The organism is Flavobacterium sp. FlaQc-30 (assembly GCF_044005885.1).
GTDB lineage: Bacteria > Bacteroidota > Bacteroidia > Flavobacteriales > Flavobacteriaceae > Flavobacterium.
In genome coordinates this window covers 134,248-148,576 of the sequence record NZ_JBIPCO010000005.1, presented here as the reverse complement: position 1 = coordinate 148,576, position 14,329 = coordinate 134,248, and the positions used below count along the sequence as shown (strand labels likewise).

Annotated in this window: 14 protein-coding genes; 10 read left to right on the top strand and 4 right to left on the bottom strand. The window is 44.4% G+C overall.

The window, feature by feature from the left end; genetic code table 11:
• Nucleotides 1-144: 144 nt before the first annotated feature.
• The 4 genes from mobC to mobA all read right to left on the bottom strand — a co-directional run bounded on the left by mobC (nt 145) and on the right by mobA (nt 5,309).
• Nucleotides 145-2,163 carry a conjugal transfer protein MobC gene (mobC, locus tag ACHRV0_RS12915; RefSeq protein ID WP_395441113.1) on the bottom strand — a complete coding sequence of 673 codons (2,019 nt, stop codon included), beginning with the start codon at nt 2,161-2,163 and terminating at the stop codon, nt 145-147.
• 244 nt (nt 2,164-2,407) lie between these two features.
• Nucleotides 2,408-3,445, bottom strand: coding sequence for a YhcG family protein (locus ACHRV0_RS12910; RefSeq protein ID WP_395441112.1), 1,038 nt, complete (start codon nt 3,443-3,445; stop codon nt 2,408-2,410).
• Between the two features lie 138 nt (nt 3,446-3,583).
• Nucleotides 3,584-4,870, bottom strand: a complete 1,287-nt coding sequence (gene mobB, locus ACHRV0_RS12905; RefSeq protein ID WP_395441274.1) for a conjugal transfer protein MobB — start codon at nt 4,868-4,870, stop codon at nt 3,584-3,586.
• Between the two features lies 1 nt (nt 4,871).
• The gene (gene mobA, locus ACHRV0_RS12900; protein ID WP_395441111.1) at nt 4,872-5,309 is read right to left on the bottom strand and encodes a conjugal transfer protein MobA; all 438 of its coding nucleotides are present in this window, start codon (nt 5,307-5,309) and stop codon (nt 4,872-4,874) included.
• Nucleotides 5,310-5,966: 657 nt separating this feature from the next.
• Between mobA and ACHRV0_RS12895 the strand changes: the two genes are divergently transcribed.
• The 10 genes from ACHRV0_RS12895 (at nt 5,967) to traK (ending at nt 14,325) form a co-directional block, all read left to right on the top strand.
• Entirely contained in the window at nt 5,967-6,734 is a 768-nt protein-coding gene (locus tag ACHRV0_RS12895) for a ParA family protein (protein ID WP_395441110.1), read from the top strand.
• 4 nt (nt 6,735-6,738) lie between these two features.
• On the top strand, nt 6,739-7,155 hold the full coding sequence (locus ACHRV0_RS12890) for a DUF3408 domain-containing protein (RefSeq protein ID WP_395441109.1): 417 nt from the start codon (nt 6,739-6,741) through the stop codon (nt 7,153-7,155).
• A gap of 2 nt (nt 7,156-7,157) precedes the next feature.
• On the top strand, nt 7,158-7,787 hold the full coding sequence (locus tag ACHRV0_RS12885; RefSeq protein ID WP_395441108.1) for a conjugal transfer protein TraD: 630 nt from the start codon (nt 7,158-7,160) through the stop codon (nt 7,785-7,787).
• A 40-nt stretch (nt 7,788-7,827) separates the two neighbouring features.
• Nucleotides 7,828-8,676, top strand: a complete 849-nt coding sequence (locus ACHRV0_RS12880) for a hypothetical protein (RefSeq protein WP_395441107.1) — start codon at nt 7,828-7,830, stop codon at nt 8,674-8,676.
• Nucleotides 8,677-8,876: 200 nt separating this feature from the next.
• Nucleotides 8,877-9,182 carry a DUF4134 domain-containing protein gene (locus ACHRV0_RS12875; protein ID WP_395441106.1) on the top strand — a complete coding sequence of 102 codons (306 nt, stop codon included), beginning with the start codon at nt 8,877-8,879 and terminating at the stop codon, nt 9,180-9,182.
• Between the two features lie 9 nt (nt 9,183-9,191).
• The gene (locus ACHRV0_RS12870) at nt 9,192-9,524 is read left to right on the top strand and encodes a DUF4133 domain-containing protein (RefSeq protein ID WP_395441105.1); all 333 of its coding nucleotides are present in this window, start codon (nt 9,192-9,194) and stop codon (nt 9,522-9,524) included.
• On the top strand, nt 9,521-12,025 hold the full coding sequence (locus tag ACHRV0_RS12865; protein ID WP_395441104.1) for a TraG family conjugative transposon ATPase: 2,505 nt from the start codon (nt 9,521-9,523) through the stop codon (nt 12,023-12,025). Before ACHRV0_RS12870 ends, ACHRV0_RS12865 begins: the two co-directional genes overlap by 4 nt.
• A gap of 27 nt (nt 12,026-12,052) precedes the next feature.
• Nucleotides 12,053-12,685 (top strand): DUF4141 domain-containing protein, encoded by a 633-nt coding sequence (locus tag ACHRV0_RS12860; protein ID WP_395441103.1) that lies wholly within the window; start codon nt 12,053-12,055, stop codon nt 12,683-12,685.
• Between the two features lies 1 nt (nt 12,686).
• Nucleotides 12,687-13,682 (top strand): conjugative transposon protein TraJ, encoded by a 996-nt coding sequence (gene traJ / locus ACHRV0_RS12855; RefSeq protein WP_395441102.1) that lies wholly within the window; start codon nt 12,687-12,689, stop codon nt 13,680-13,682.
• 19 nt (nt 13,683-13,701) lie between these two features.
• Nucleotides 13,702-14,325 (top strand): conjugative transposon protein TraK, encoded by a 624-nt coding sequence (gene traK, locus ACHRV0_RS12850; protein WP_395441101.1) that lies wholly within the window; start codon nt 13,702-13,704, stop codon nt 14,323-14,325.
• Nucleotides 14,326-14,329 lie beyond the last annotated feature (4 nt).

Genomic DNA, 14,329 nt, shown 5'->3' with positions numbered 1-14,329 from the left:
TTTTTTATCTTATAGTAAATGATTAAAAAATTCACAAACTTGGTAAGAACCGATGAGAATAGTAAATATACTCATTTATAAACTGGTGAATGTTTCAGCAAGAGGATTTATTTCGAAACTTACGATTTGCAATCTCATCTGTTCTTACTTATTTGCACCGCTGCCTTCCTTTGGCACTAGATGTTGCAGTCCGGGGTCATTCTTAATGCGTTGCAATTCTCTTTCAATAACCAGAACAATGTCCTGTTTTATAAGTTTATAATTCTCCTCTATTTCCTGCTTCATCATGTCACGGCCCTGCTTATCGACAAAGGATAAAATAGCCGGTATTTTTTGATAATCCTTAATTTCGGATTCCACCTTCTTATTATCCACAACAATTTCGGCATGGAAAATTTTCTGCTCTATACGCTCATTAAAGTTATCGGAAACAGCTCCAACAAAGAATCCTTGTGTTAGCGTGGATATTTTGGATGCCGGTATCAGGCTGTCCAGTTGCGTGGATATTGAAGTTGATGTGTCATTTCGGTTTATGCTCATGCTTTGCCTCTTCTGCAATACTTTGCCGAATCGTTCCGAAAGGCTTTTTGCTGTTTCTCCTACTACCTGGCCGCTAAAAATATTGCCTACGGTATTCTGAATGACCTTGCTCTCCTTATCACCGTAGTCGCGGTTCAGTTGCGAAAAATCCTGAAAACCTAAACAGACAGCCACTTTATTGCTTCGGGCGGTGGCAATAAGATTATCAAGTCCGCGAAAATAAATGGTTGGCAGTTCGTCTATGATAACCGAACTTTTCAATTGACCCTTCTTATTGATAAGCTTTACAATGCGTGAATTGTACAATCCCAGTGCAGCTGAATAGATATTCTGGCGGTCGGGATTGTTACCCACGCAAAGTATTTTAGGTTCATTAGAATTGTTGATGTCCAATGAAAAATCATCGCCCGTCATAACCCAATACAGTTGTGGCGAAATCATACGGGACAGAGGGATTTTAGCCGAAGCAATCTGCCCCTGAAGCTGGTCCTGGGCGCCGCCCTGCCATGCATCCATAAACGGTGACAGGTAGTTCTCCAGCTCTGGATAAGAGGTAAGGATAGTAAACACATCTGCATATTTTTTATTCAATAATTCTATAGCATGCGGAAAAGTGCAATACTTCCCATTTTCATAGATTTTAAGAAACCATATAATGGCTGCTAAAAGAATAATCGGGCTTTCTACAAAGAAATCCCCCTGCTTCTGTATCCAGCTCCTGTTCAGATTCAGCATTATGGTATAAGCCGCTTCATAGGCGTCAGAAATATCGGTCATGAAATCAGGATTAAGTGGATTGCAGCGATGGCTTTTCCTTGGATCATCGAAGTTGATTACGTAGAATTTCGGTTTGACTATGTAATTGTTATGATGCTTTAATAGATGATTGTACGCAACTGTGGAAAGGTCGTCGAACTTGAAATCATAGATATACATCGAAAAGCCTTTTTCGATCTGCTGCTTGATGTAATTGTTGACTATTGCATATGATTTGCCAGATCCGGGAGTACCGAGAACTATTGTTGCCCTAAATGGATTTACGATATTAATCCAGCCGTTGTTCCATTTGTTTTTATAATAAAATCTCGTCGGAAGATTTACAGAAAACTCATTCTGCAAGAGTCTGGTTTCCTGCTGAAAACTCTCATTCTCGTTATTGAATACATCTGACATCAGATTGGTACGCAAAAGGCGGCTGCTCCACACCCCTGCCATCATCAAGGCTGTATAGCCCATCCCCAATGTAAGGATATAGAAGAACGCTGCAGTTTGCTTTGGAAGGGTTAATAACGGCGTATTTAAAAAATAAAGAACAAAGCCGGCGCCTAAAGCGCTTAAGATTTTAGTCCAGGTAATTTTCTGGTTCTTTACTCCCTTTGTTCCCAGACAGCTTAAAGCCAATAGCAGTACTGCAAAAATTTTAGTGTAAAGCGTGTTGGAAAACAATCCTGCTGTGCGGTCAAATCCACCTAATATTTTATTGATAGCTTGCAATGTCCAACCCATGTCCACAAAGAAGCCATAGCAGTACCAGTACAGATGCATTAGGACTATCAATATGCTTACTGCCCTCATAAATGCCATTATTTTGGCAAGACCTCTTAAATCATCATCTCCCTGCATTTTAATAATGTTTATATCCGGGCGTTAATTTAAATGCCGTTGCTGCCCGCTGTAAGTACATGTCGGAATTTGGCAGAAGCTGTCTGCCTTTGGCCCTGCAATCGGACTTTGTTTTTAAATTGTCTTACTGAATATAAAGAAGGCGTATATTACGGCAAGAGGATTCTATGCTCCACAATAAAAAACCTCCAAAACCAAATGACTTTGAAGGCTTAAAATATTATTGCAGGCATTTGAGAACCTATTATTCCTGTCCAGAATTATCTATTAATTTATCAATATTCTCCTTTACCAGCTGCTCCAATTGGTAAGTGGCGACTCCTAAGGGCTTGTCAAGACCGCGCATTGCATATTCTACTTTGATGTTGCTTTTCGATGCACAGAGAAGCAGGCCAATAGTACGCTCATCTGCCGGAGTTTTGAGCGAATCGTCTATAGCGCTAATGTAAAAGTTAAGCTTGGAAACGTACTCCGGCATAAATTCACCTGCCTTGAGCTCTATTACAACATACGCATGCAGGATGGTATGGTAAAAAAGCAGATCGATTTTGTATTCTGTATTGTCAACCTCTATTGCGTACTGCCTTCCTACAAATGCAAATCCCTTTCCAAGCTCCAATAAAAAGTCTGTAATTTTCTGTATCAGCAGCTTTTCTATCTCAATCTCCTTGACTTTTGCAGAAAGCATTAAAAAATCAAAATTATAAGGGTCTTTAAAAATGCTCTTCGCCAAATCGGATTGATATTCAGGCAGTGTCTGCTCAAAATTATGCAATGCCTTTCCGCTTCTGGAATACAGATTGCTTTGAACCTGTAATAGCATCACATCCCTGCTCCATTCATTTTTAGATGTTTCAGCTATATAAAATGCACGTTCCGCCACATTTTTCACTTTTGCCAGAAGACTTATGTGGTGATACCAGGTAATTTGTGCAAGCGGCACTTGCACAAATTGGTTTTCCGATTGTGCAAGCGGGACTTGCACTATTGGAAAATCAGGATATGCCTCGGAAAAAGCCCTCATATACTTAAGATTGCGCACAGAAAAGCCTCTGCTGTCAGGGAAGCTGCGGGCTAAATCAGCAGCCAGAAGGTCAATTACCTTGCTCCCCCAACTATTCTGATGCTGTTTCTCAATAATAGAATTTCCAATTTCCCAATATAAAGCAAGCATATCGGCATTCACTTTAAGAGCAGTCTGGGTTTGGGCATGCTTTATTTTATTGAAAATAAAGGCTGACCAATCTATATAGTCACGGCTTTTTATAATTTCATCACTCATAGTAAAGGAAAAGTTAGGATATGGACAAATATAACAAAAAGAGCCTTGTGGCTGAACAAGGTTTTTCAAGCATACAATACTCGATTGGTGCTGGTTTGTGAATTGAATAAGAGAAAGCGTAATCAAACAAAGCAGCGCCTATTTATATTTTTTGGACTTTCTTCTTTTTTTCATTTTAGCGCTCCATGCAAGTTCGTTAAAATCGTCACCAAGGGCATCAGGCAAAATTCCTGCCCATGCTACAAACAGCCCGCTCTGCTGTTTGTCAATATTTGGGAAATCGAATAATCGATGCGGCTTTTCGGCAAATAAATCTTCCATATCATCGAATCTCGGCACAGTGGATTTTGGCTGCCCAGAGGTTGCAAATTCTGCTTTCATACAATTAGCCCATCTATCGTTAAAGGCGTTGGCAGAAAATTCTTTGCCAAGATGCGAACCGTTCCAAACGGTTCTGGAATTGTGATCTATGAAAGTGATCCCGTAAATACGCCCGGCATCATTTGCCCTCGAAACTGTATTGATTCCCTTTTTGGCCAGCTGCATATTGAAATCTTTCTGATTAATAGTCGAGTGGAGGGCAGTGATAGCAGCTTCCTTAAGTACGGCTTTTGCATCGGCATGGCTTAAGGCTTCTTTGCATCTTGCAAAATGCAGATTCAAAGCAGGCAGGCAGGCTCCCCTGCCAAATAAAGACGCCTTCAAAGGATGTCCCGCCCTTTCTCCATTTTCATTTAAGGGAATATACAGCAATCCCTGCCTGGCTTTTCCATACATATGGCTTTCTGTTTTTTCAGCAGTAATATTAAACAGGGAAAGTAGGGCATTATATTCACCGAAGGTATGGAATTGGTAGTATTGCTGCAGACTGCGCACAACAGAAGCGATCTGGCTTTTGATATCAGCTTTCCTATAATCAACCGGAGTGCAAATTTTATTATCCCGATTATGCCCTTTTTCTGTTGCAGGAACTAAGGCATACTTTCTTTCAAGCTCACGGCAGAGAGCCATCGATCTTCTCTTCTCAAACTTGTCCGAAATCTTCCTGCCTGCTTCATCCACGCAGACTGTCACTACATGGACATGGGTACGGTCAATATCGGTGTGTTTAAATACTGCAAAAGGCTGCTCTGCATATCCCATCCCCTGCATATACTGCTGTGCCATTGCTATAAATTTATCATCGCTTACATTATCATGTGGGTCAGGATTAAGTGAAATATGCAGTGCGGGCTTTTCCGTATTTCTGTTGGCCAGCAGAAAAGGCTCAAAGGATCGTGCCAAATCTGCAGTTGAATATATGCCGTTTGGTGTTTCGATCATCCTATTGGTAAAGAGTATCTGGCCTTTTTCTTTTTGAACTTTCATCTGGTTGTAAGCCAGCGCGCCATGAAGATTGCTGCTTCTTCCAATTTTTGCTATCATTTCAAGGCTGTTTTTTAAGGTGTTTTTCTTCAAATTCTTCTGCAATAAGAATAATTTTTTGGCATAAGGCAGCAAGTTCAGCGGTCTGTTTTTCGAGTTTGTACAGATAGGCTGACGCTTTTTTCTCCGAAAAATTGCGGTACAGTAGTTTCACAACCTGATTATAGTTTGCACCTGCCGACCGGAACTGGCTGTGGAATGTGGTCAGCCGCATATAAAAATCAACTGTTCCTTTGTCTACTTTAACAGTCTTCACTTCCTTTCCAAACAAAAGCGATATGATAAATTTCGCCTTATTGTGCATTCCTGACGATTCATACATCGATAAAAGCTCGGCATTTTCGTTTTCAGTCAGACGAAAAACATGCCTGTGTATGCTGGGATCGATTTTAGGATTCCTGCCGCCTCTGTTTGCTTTACCATTATTTTCCTGTTTCATAACAAATCCATTTTGACTTCTGCAAAAAACCTGACTTCGGAAGGTTTTTCCAGCCCCCGGCAGGGCAAGTTGTTTTGAGGCACGAACTCAGTTTCGAGTGCCTCAAAACACAACTTGCCGTGTTCTGGCGAACACAAAAATCCGCCCTTCGGGACGGATTGAAGGTAGCAGGGAAAGACAGCCTGAAGCTGTCTCTCTTTTACCGGATATTTCGAGCTGTTTCTGCATTTGCCTTTTACTAATAATTCACATTGCAAAATAAAGCACTGTCGATCTAAGCATTGCAAGTGGTCACAATGCCTAAAAATGCCTCCTAGCGCCAATTGGCTCCTGCCAAAATAAATACCTATTTATCGGCATTCCTTTGTACGTGCAGCAAGGTGTACGCAGGTGATTATGCCATGATATAGTTACGCAATTATGCACATAACCGAATAGCTCAAGATCTGCATATCTAAAGAAAGACATAAAGAGATCCGCTGGTACTGGCCTATTTAAATACACACCTGTAGACCCTTTGGTTTATGCAGGTATGCAGATAAAATATTAACTATCTGCATAGCTACTCCGATTTCTGCGCAGCTGCTTACTGAGAGGCAGCTGCAGATAACAGCATACTTGGGTACATATATGAGTCAATAACTAAATACATTAAAAATGAAAACAAACTACAAAACAGTATTTGTCGCCTTTTCCTCCCAGAAGGGAGGCGTAGGCAAAAGCACCTTTACCACACTTGCCGCCAGTACACTGCATTACCGTCTAGGGTATAATGTAGCGGTATTCGATGCAGACTTCCCGCAGCACAGCCTGATGAAGATGAAAACCCGCGATCTATCTATGGTAATGGAAAATGATTTTTTAAAAAAGGCGGCCTTCAGGCAGTTTACCGCCATCAACAAAAAGGCCTATCCTATCTTGCAGCACAAAGCGGAAGGCGTGCTTCAGGCCGCACAAGATTTCTTAGAATCTTCAACGGTTCCTGTTGACTATATCTTTTTTGACCTTCCGGGAACTGTAAACACACCCGGGATATTAAAGGCCTTGGCAGGGATGCATCATATCTTCACCCCCATAACAGCAGATCGCGTGGTTATGGAAAGCACACTTGTCTTCACCCAGCTCATGAAAGATGTTATTATGAAAAAAGGAGCAACATCAATCAAAACCATCAACCTTTTTTGGAATCAGGTGGACGGCCGCGAACGCTCCCCTCTCTATGAGGTCTATAACAAGCTTATTTCTGAGCTCGGACTCAGCCTGATGGACTGCCAGATCATGAACAGCACCCGTTTCCGCAAAGAAAGCGAAGCGGATGCCCGAACTATTTTCCGCTGCACTTTGATGCCTCCCGACCAGCGGCTGATGAACTCATGCGGTATGGACCGCTTCATAAATGAATTTTTAAGAATAACCAAATCATAGGGTCATGGAAAAAAACATCAAGAAAAAAAATATACCTGAGATAAACGAAGAGATGATGATGAACCTTATGGTAGACGGGATCCGCAAAGAAGGACTTCACATACAGCCTGAAGAGGAACCAAAGGAAGTGAAGCCATCAAAGGAACACCAGACAGCAAAAGAGCGCGGCAAAATAAAGAAGGAAGGAAATCAGGATTACGAAAGCCTATTTTTCAAAAAGCCCGCCTCCAATGCCCGTGACGGTAAAACGGTATATATCCGTCCGGATTTTCATGAGAAACTAACCAGGATTGTTCAGGTTATCGGAGAAGACAAAATAAGCATTTACGCCTATCTGGACAATCTTCTCGACTATCATTTCCAGGAGTTCGGCGAGAGAATCATCAAAAGCTTCAATGATAAATACAAACCGATATTTTAATTATGGAAACGCTGATCTTAATTTGCCTGCTGATTGTCATAATCCTTTTGCTGCAGGATAAAATTACCATTCAAATCACGAAAAACGGCAAACATGCCGCAAAAGAAACCCCTTCTGACCTGCCCGATTTTATGGGACAGCCCAAAACGGCAAGCCTTCTAATGCCAATCAACGCCACTGCCAGCCAAGGCAGAAAGCTGGGACAGGAAATGGATAATTTTGACACAGAAATCGACCATCAGCATGTCGATATAGAAATTCCGCAGGAAGAGCTGGACGACGTTTTCAGATACCAGCCCGATCTTCTGCAGGAGGAGGAAGAATGGAGCGGTTATGGAATGCTGGCAGGGAATGACGGTTTTGCCCAAGGGGTTACCTTCGAGGAACTGAGCGCTGTAGGGATGCTGCTGGAAAAAGAGAATCTGGAGCATTCCCAAAAGGAAACAGCCATTGCATTGGTTCAAAAAATACAGGGAACCGAACTATTCAGCCTGCTGGAGAATTCCATAGAAAGCGCCTCCCGGAAAATAGCCAAGCTGCTGGACGGGAGCCTTACTTCTGATAAAGAATCCAGCTCTTCCTATCTGCGGAAAAATGATTTGAATGAATTTGATATTGGGGATTTTGTCTGAGGATGAAAGTCCCCTTTGTCATTTTAACAAACTATGCAATATGGAAAAAATACCCCCTGCAATAGACATCGAAGGAACTGAATTCATCATTAACGCGGCTAGAGAGGAACTATCGGAAAAAGGTGATCTTAAAAATATCATATCTTTCAAGGATATGTTTTATCTAGGCCACGGATATCAATTTCATTACGATACCGCCGCTAAGAATTTAGCAAGGCTGGAATCCGGCCTCAGCTTCAAGGAAGACGGCACAGTCAAAAAGATCACTATACCCAACCTGAACGAGCTGGATCCTTCCGGTATGGCCGAAAGGTATAACACAACCGTGGAAAACATCAAGGGAAAAACAGATTTTGAGCTGGCGATACGGCCCGGAAGCCTCCTTGAGCTGCGATGGAACCAAAGAAAACTGCCAATTTTAAAAATTGCCGGACATCCCTTTTTTGTAGATATAGCGGCCAACAGGCTTCGCCCAAAAGACGACTTCAAATCCAAAGGCATCAGTCTTGACCAGATAAACGGCTATTACGACCGGCTTGCTCATGCCTATATTTTTCCCTATAATCCAAAAACGCATGAATTTCAGGAAATAGACCATCTGTCAATTACGGAGCTTCCTAAAGATATCATAGTGGTAAAGTTTCCTCCCCTTCAGCTGCTGGACAGGGTTGGCTGGAATGTTAAATATGGCTTTGCTCCTTTCAACTGCATTAGGGAAAAGGAATTTCAGATGCAGTTTAAAGCCCAAACACTGCCATGGGCCCAGACCAACATCCCAGAAAGCATTAAGCTGAACCTTGAGCAAAAACAAATGCGCGCGGAGAATGCCCCTCTCCGTAAAAAACCGTCTCGTGAACCAATACAGCGAAAAAGGAGACGCAGACTCTAGATTATCATTTCAAATAAAAATTTCAAACGCCGAGCCCATCCATCTCGGCGTTTTTTATACCCGGCAATACACTTGATGCTTCTGAGTGCCAAGTAGTTCCATCGGATGCCTCTTTACGGCAGGCAGTCGGTTTCCAGAACACCTTTGTCGCAAGAGTCCGCATAGTGCGGTATAAAGCAACATATTTAAAGTGTTTAGTCATGGAAAAACAAAGAAAAAAAATTCAGCTGGCAGCAATCGTAGTGCTGTCATCCTTAAAGCTATCAGCACAGGGCAACGGCGCTGCAGGCATCACAGAAGCTACCCAGATGGTTACCTCCTACTTCGATCCCGCCACGCAGCTCATCTACGCCATAGGCGCCGTGGTCGGTCTGATTGGCGGTGTTAAGGTATACAACAAATTCAGCAGCGGCGATCCTGATACCTCAAAAACTGCAGCAAGCTGGTTCGGGGCCTGTATCTTCCTTATTGTCGCCGCTACAATCCTACGCTCCTTTTTCCTTTAACGCTGCGATATGGATAATTACAGCATCAATAAAGGCATCGGAAAGACCGTCGAGTTCAGAGGGCTCAAGGCGCAGTATCTTTTTATTTTCGCAGGCGGGCTTCTGGGAATGCTTATCCTTGTGATGATTCTATATATGGCAGGAACCAGTTCCTATATCTGTCTATTTCTTGGCGCGGGCGGCTCTTCGATGATTGTCTGGCAGACCTTTTCGCTAAACAGAAAGTACGGAGAGCACGGGCTGATGAAGATGAGCGCCAAAAAAAGGCATCCCCGTTACATCATCTGCCGCAAGCCTGTAAGACGCGGCTTAAGGTCAGCTCCTAAACCACACTCCCTATGAGAAGCACAGCCAAAACCACGACACTGGAAAGCAGATTTCCGCTGCTGGCGGTAGAAAACAACTGCATCCTTTCCAAGGATGCGGACATCACTGCCTGCTTTGAAGTGCATCTGCCTGAACTCTACACCGTAGCTTCCCCTGAGTATCAAGCCATCCACTCTGCATGGCATAAGGCTGTTAAGACGCTGCCTGACTTCACGGTCGTCCATAAACAGGACTGGTATATCAGGGAGAATTACGATCCTAGTCTGGATATGGAACAGCAGGGTTTTCTATCCAGATCCTTTCAGCGCCATTTTAATGAACATCCATTCCTGAACCATTCCTGCTACCTATTTCTGACAAAGACCACCAAAGAGCGCATGCGGATTCAGAGCAACTTCTCTTCTCTTTGCAAAGGTGTCCTGATACCAAAAGAAATCAGGGACAAGGAAACAATCCAACGTTTCATGGAAGCCGTCGCGCAGTTTGAGCGCATTATAAACGACTGCGGACTTGTAAAAATCAGCCGCATGAGCGAAGAGGACATTATTGGATCAGAAGACCGGCAGGGACTGCTGGAACAGTATCTAACCCTTTCACGGGAAACAGGAACGCCCCTCCAGGATATCGCCTTGGGCAGCGAAGAGGTTCGTGTGGGAAACAAAAGGCTGTGCCTGCATACGCTTTCCGACACTGACGATCTGCCCTCATCGGTATCAGCTGATACAAGATATGAGAAGCTCTCGACCGACCGAAGCGACTGCCGCCTGTCATTTGCAGCGCCCGTAGGGCTGCTGCTTGACTGCAGCCACATCTACAACCAGTACCTGTTTGTGGACAGCAGCGAGGAGAACCTTCAGAAATTTGAAAAGTCCGCCCGAAATATGCACTCCTTGGCACGCTACAGCCGCGCCAACCAGATCAACAAAGAATGGATTGAACGCTATCTCAATGAGGCGCACTCTTTTGGGCTCTCCTCTATAAGGGCGCACTTTAATGTCATGGCATGGTCTGAAGAGCCGTCCGAACTCAAGCAGCTCAAAAACGACTGCGGGAGCGCGCTGGCCCTTATGGAATGCAAGCCAAGGCACAATACAACCGACACAGCAACGCTCTATTGGGCGGGGATGCCCGGAAATGCAGGAGACTTCCCCAGCGAGGAAAGCTTTTACACGTTTATAGGGCCGGCTTTGTGCTTTTTCACCCAGGAAACCAATTACCACGATTCGCCATCGCCTTTCGGCATCAAGATGGCCGACAGGCTCACTGGCAAACCCATTCATCTGGATATTTCGGACCTGCCCATGAAACGCGGCATCATTACCAACCGCAACAAATTCATACTCGGCCCCTCGGGAAGCGGCAAGTCTTTTTTCACCAACCATATGGTAAGGCAGTATTATGAGCAGGGGTCTCATGTCCTTCTGGTTGATACCGGCAACTCTTACCAAGGTTTGTGCGAGCTCATCAAAGGGAAAACCAAAGGCGAAGACGGAGTGTATTTTACCTATACCGAGGAAAATCCCATTGCATTCAACCCATTCTATACCGATGACGGGATTTTCGACATCGAAAAAAGGGAAAGTGTCAAAACGCTGATCCTCACCTTATGGAAACGTGATGATGAGCCTCCTACACGCTCCGAAGAAGTCGCACTCTCCAATGCCGTTAGCGGCTATATCGAAAAGATCAAGCACGATGATGCCTATCCTTCTTTCAACGGCTTCTACGAGTATGTCCGTGGGGATTACCGAAGCGTACTGAATGAAAAACAGGTAAGAGAGAAAGATTTTGACATAGCCAATTTCCTGAATGTCCTTGAGCCTTATTACAAAGGCGGCGAGTATGACTACCTGCTGAATTCCGACAAGCAGCTGGACCTTCTTACCAAGCGCTTTATCGTATTTGAGATTGACGCCATCAAGGAGCACAAGATTCTCTTCCCAATTGTGACGATCATCATCATGGAAGTGTTCATCAACAAGATGCGAAGGCTTAAAGGCATCCGCAAGCTTATCCTGATTGAGGAGGCATGGAAAGCAATTGCCAAGGAAGGAATGGCGAATTACATCAAGTATTTGTTCAAGACTGTTAGAAAATTCTATGGAGAGGCCATAGTAGTGACCCAGGAAGTGGACGACATTATACAGTCGCCCATCGTCAAGGAAAGCATCATCAACAATTCCGACTGCAAAATCCTTCTAGACCAGCGCAAGTACATGAACAAGTTTGATGACATACAGGCAATGCTGGGGCTAACCGACAAGGAAAAATCGCAGGTGCTTTCCATCAACATGAACAACGACACATCGCGCCTGTACAAGGAAGTTTGGATCGGGCTTGGAGGAACGCATTCTGCAGTATATGCTACAGAAGTCAGCCTAGAAGAGTATTACGCCTACACCACCGAAGAGACCGAAAAAATGGAAGTGATGCAGCTAGCCTCTGAACTTGGCGGCGATGTCGAGCTCGCCATCAAGCAAATAGCCATAAGACGACGCGAGCAGGAAAATCAATAATCTATAACAATTTTAAAACCTAAAACTATGAAAAAAATAATATTTAGGGTGTGTGCCGCAATTATGCTTGCCGCAGCGCCATCAGCAAAAGCGCAGTTTGTAGTAACCGACCCTGCCAATCTTGCCTCAGGAATCCTCAACAGTGCCAATGAAATCATACAGACCTCCTCGACGGTAAGCAACGTTGTGAAGAATTTCAAGGAAGTCGAAAAGGTCTACAAGCAGGGCAAGGAATACTATGACAAGCTGCAGGCCATCAACAATCTAGTAAAAGATGCGCGCAAGGTACAGCAGACAGTGCTTCTGGTAGGCGATGTATCGGAAATGTACGTAAAGAATTTCGGCAGGATGCTCAATGACCCGAACTTTTCGGCAAGGGAACTCACCGCCATTGCCAAAGGATATTCGGCGCTGCTGGGAGAGAGCACCGAGCTTTTAAAAGAACTCAAGCAGATTGTCACCTCCTCGAGCCTGTCACTCAGTGACAAGGAACGAATGGATGTTGTTGACCGAGTATACAAAGAAGTAAAAGAATACCACAGCCTGGTGCGCTATTATACCAATAAAAATATTTCAGTCAGCATCCTAAGGGCTAAAAAGCAGAACAGTACCAAAAGGGTCCTTGATCTCTACGGCAGCCCGAACCAAAAATACTGGTAATATGGAATTCAATAATCTTCATGAGGTCCTTCGATCTCTGTATGATGAGATGCTGCCACTGTCCGCCGATATGGCGGCAGTGGCAAAAGGACTGGCAGGGCTCGGAGCACTGTTTTATATCGCCCTGAAAGTCTGGCAGGCGTTAAGCCGCGCCGAGCCCATTGACGTCTACCCACTTCTGCGCCCTTTTGCACTGGGGCTCTGCATTATGTTTTTCCCGACCATAGTACTAGGCTCAATCAATGCCGTATTAAGCCCGGTAGTTCAGGGAACACACAGCATACTGGAAGATCAGGTATTGGACCTGAACGATCTTCAGGCAAAAAAAGACCTACTGGAACATGAAGCGATGATACGCAATCCCGAGACCGCTTACATGGTATCGGACGCTGAGTTCGACAAGAAGCTCGACGAACTGGGCTGGTCGCCCTCAGACATCGGTACAATGGCCACAATGTATATGGACCGGCAGACCTATCAGATAGAGAAAATAATGAAAGAGTGGTTTCGCAACCTGCTGGAAATACTGTTTCAAGCGGCAGCGCTCGTGATAGACACCATCCGGACTTTCTTTCTTATCGTGCTGTCCATCCTCGGACCCATCGCTTTTGCCATATCGGTCTGGGACGGCTTTGAGTCGACACTCACCCAGTGGATTACAAGGTATGTCAGCGTCTATCTCTGGCTTCCCGTAGCGGATCTGTTCAGCTCGATGCTGGCCAGGATCCAGTCCCTAATTATTGAAAGGGATATTGAAATGCTTGCAGATCCCGCCTTCATTCCCGACACGTCAAACACGGTGTACATCATTTTTATGATTATCGGGATCGTGGGATATTTTACCATTCCGACAGTGACAGGCTGGATAATCCAGGCAGGGGGCGCAGGAAATTTTTCACGCAACATCCACCAGACCGCCATGAAATCCGGAAATATAGCAGGCGCCGGCGCAGGTTCGGCCGCAGGCAACATTGCCGGAAGGCTTCTCAATAAGTAAACAATAAACATTCAGTTAAATGGAATTTAAAACACTCAGAAATATAGAAAACAGTTTTCGGCAGATCAGGCTTTACGCTTTCGTGTTTGCTTTACTATGTACCGTGGTGACAGGCTATGCGCTTTGGAGATCATACAGTTTTGCCGAACTGCAGCGCCAGAAAATTTATGTGCTTGACAATGGCAAATCACTCATGCTCGCACTTGCCCAAGATGCCTCGATCAACCGTCCTGTGGAAGCCCGTGAGCACGTAAGGCGTTTTCACGAACTGTTCTTTACCCTTGCTCCTGATAAGAATGCCATCGAAAGCAATATGAAAAGGGCATTCAATCTTGCCGATAAAAGTGCCTTTGATTATTACAAGGACCTTTTGGAGAAAGGCTATTACAACCGGATCATATCAGGGAATGTCCAGCAGCGCATTGAGATGGACAGCGTCGTTTGCAGTTTCGATACATACCCTTATGCAGTGCGCAGCTATGCAAGGCAGATTATCATACGCTCGAGCAATGTTACCAAACGCAGTCTGGTGACATCCTGCCTCCTGGTCAACTCGGTACGCTCGGACAACAACCCGCAGGGCTTTAATATTGAAAAATTTGCCGTGGTTGAAAACAGGGATATAGAAGTCATCGAACGCTAAAAAA

Bases quoted from the DNA above. Each gene is read 5' to 3' on its own strand.
- ACHRV0_RS12860 (WP_395441103.1), top strand. From the start codon at position 12,053: ATGAAAAAAATAATATTTAGGGTGTGTGCCGCAATTATGCTTGCCGCA.
- ACHRV0_RS12895 (WP_395441110.1), top strand. From the start codon at position 5,967: ATGAAAACAAACTACAAAACAGTATTTGTCGCCTTTTCCTCCCAGAAG.
- traK (WP_395441101.1), top strand. From the start codon at position 13,702: ATGGAATTTAAAACACTCAGAAATATAGAAAACAGTTTTCGGCAGATC.
- ACHRV0_RS12885 (WP_395441108.1), top strand. From the start codon at position 7,158: ATGGAAACGCTGATCTTAATTTGCCTGCTGATTGTCATAATCCTTTTG.
- ACHRV0_RS12870 (WP_395441105.1), top strand. From the start codon at position 9,192: ATGGATAATTACAGCATCAATAAAGGCATCGGAAAGACCGTCGAGTTC.
- ACHRV0_RS12875 (WP_395441106.1), top strand. From the start codon at position 8,877: ATGGAAAAACAAAGAAAAAAAATTCAGCTGGCAGCAATCGTAGTGCTG.
- ACHRV0_RS12890 (WP_395441109.1), top strand. From the start codon at position 6,739: ATGGAAAAAAACATCAAGAAAAAAAATATACCTGAGATAAACGAAGAG.
- ACHRV0_RS12865 (WP_395441104.1), top strand. From the start codon at position 9,521: ATGAGAAGCACAGCCAAAACCACGACACTGGAAAGCAGATTTCCGCTG.
- ACHRV0_RS12880 (WP_395441107.1), top strand. From the start codon at position 7,828: ATGGAAAAAATACCCCCTGCAATAGACATCGAAGGAACTGAATTCATC.
- traJ (WP_395441102.1), top strand. From the start codon at position 12,687: ATGGAATTCAATAATCTTCATGAGGTCCTTCGATCTCTGTATGATGAG.
- mobB (WP_395441274.1), bottom strand. From the start codon at position 4,870: ATGATAGCAAAAATTGGAAGAAGCAGCAATCTTCATGGCGCGCTGGCT.
- mobC (WP_395441113.1), bottom strand. From the start codon at position 2,163: ATGCAGGGAGATGATGATTTAAGAGGTCTTGCCAAAATAATGGCATTT.
- mobA (WP_395441111.1), bottom strand. From the start codon at position 5,309: ATGAAACAGGAAAATAATGGTAAAGCAAACAGAGGCGGCAGGAATCCT.
- ACHRV0_RS12910 (WP_395441112.1), bottom strand. From the start codon at position 3,445: ATGAGTGATGAAATTATAAAAAGCCGTGACTATATAGATTGGTCAGCC.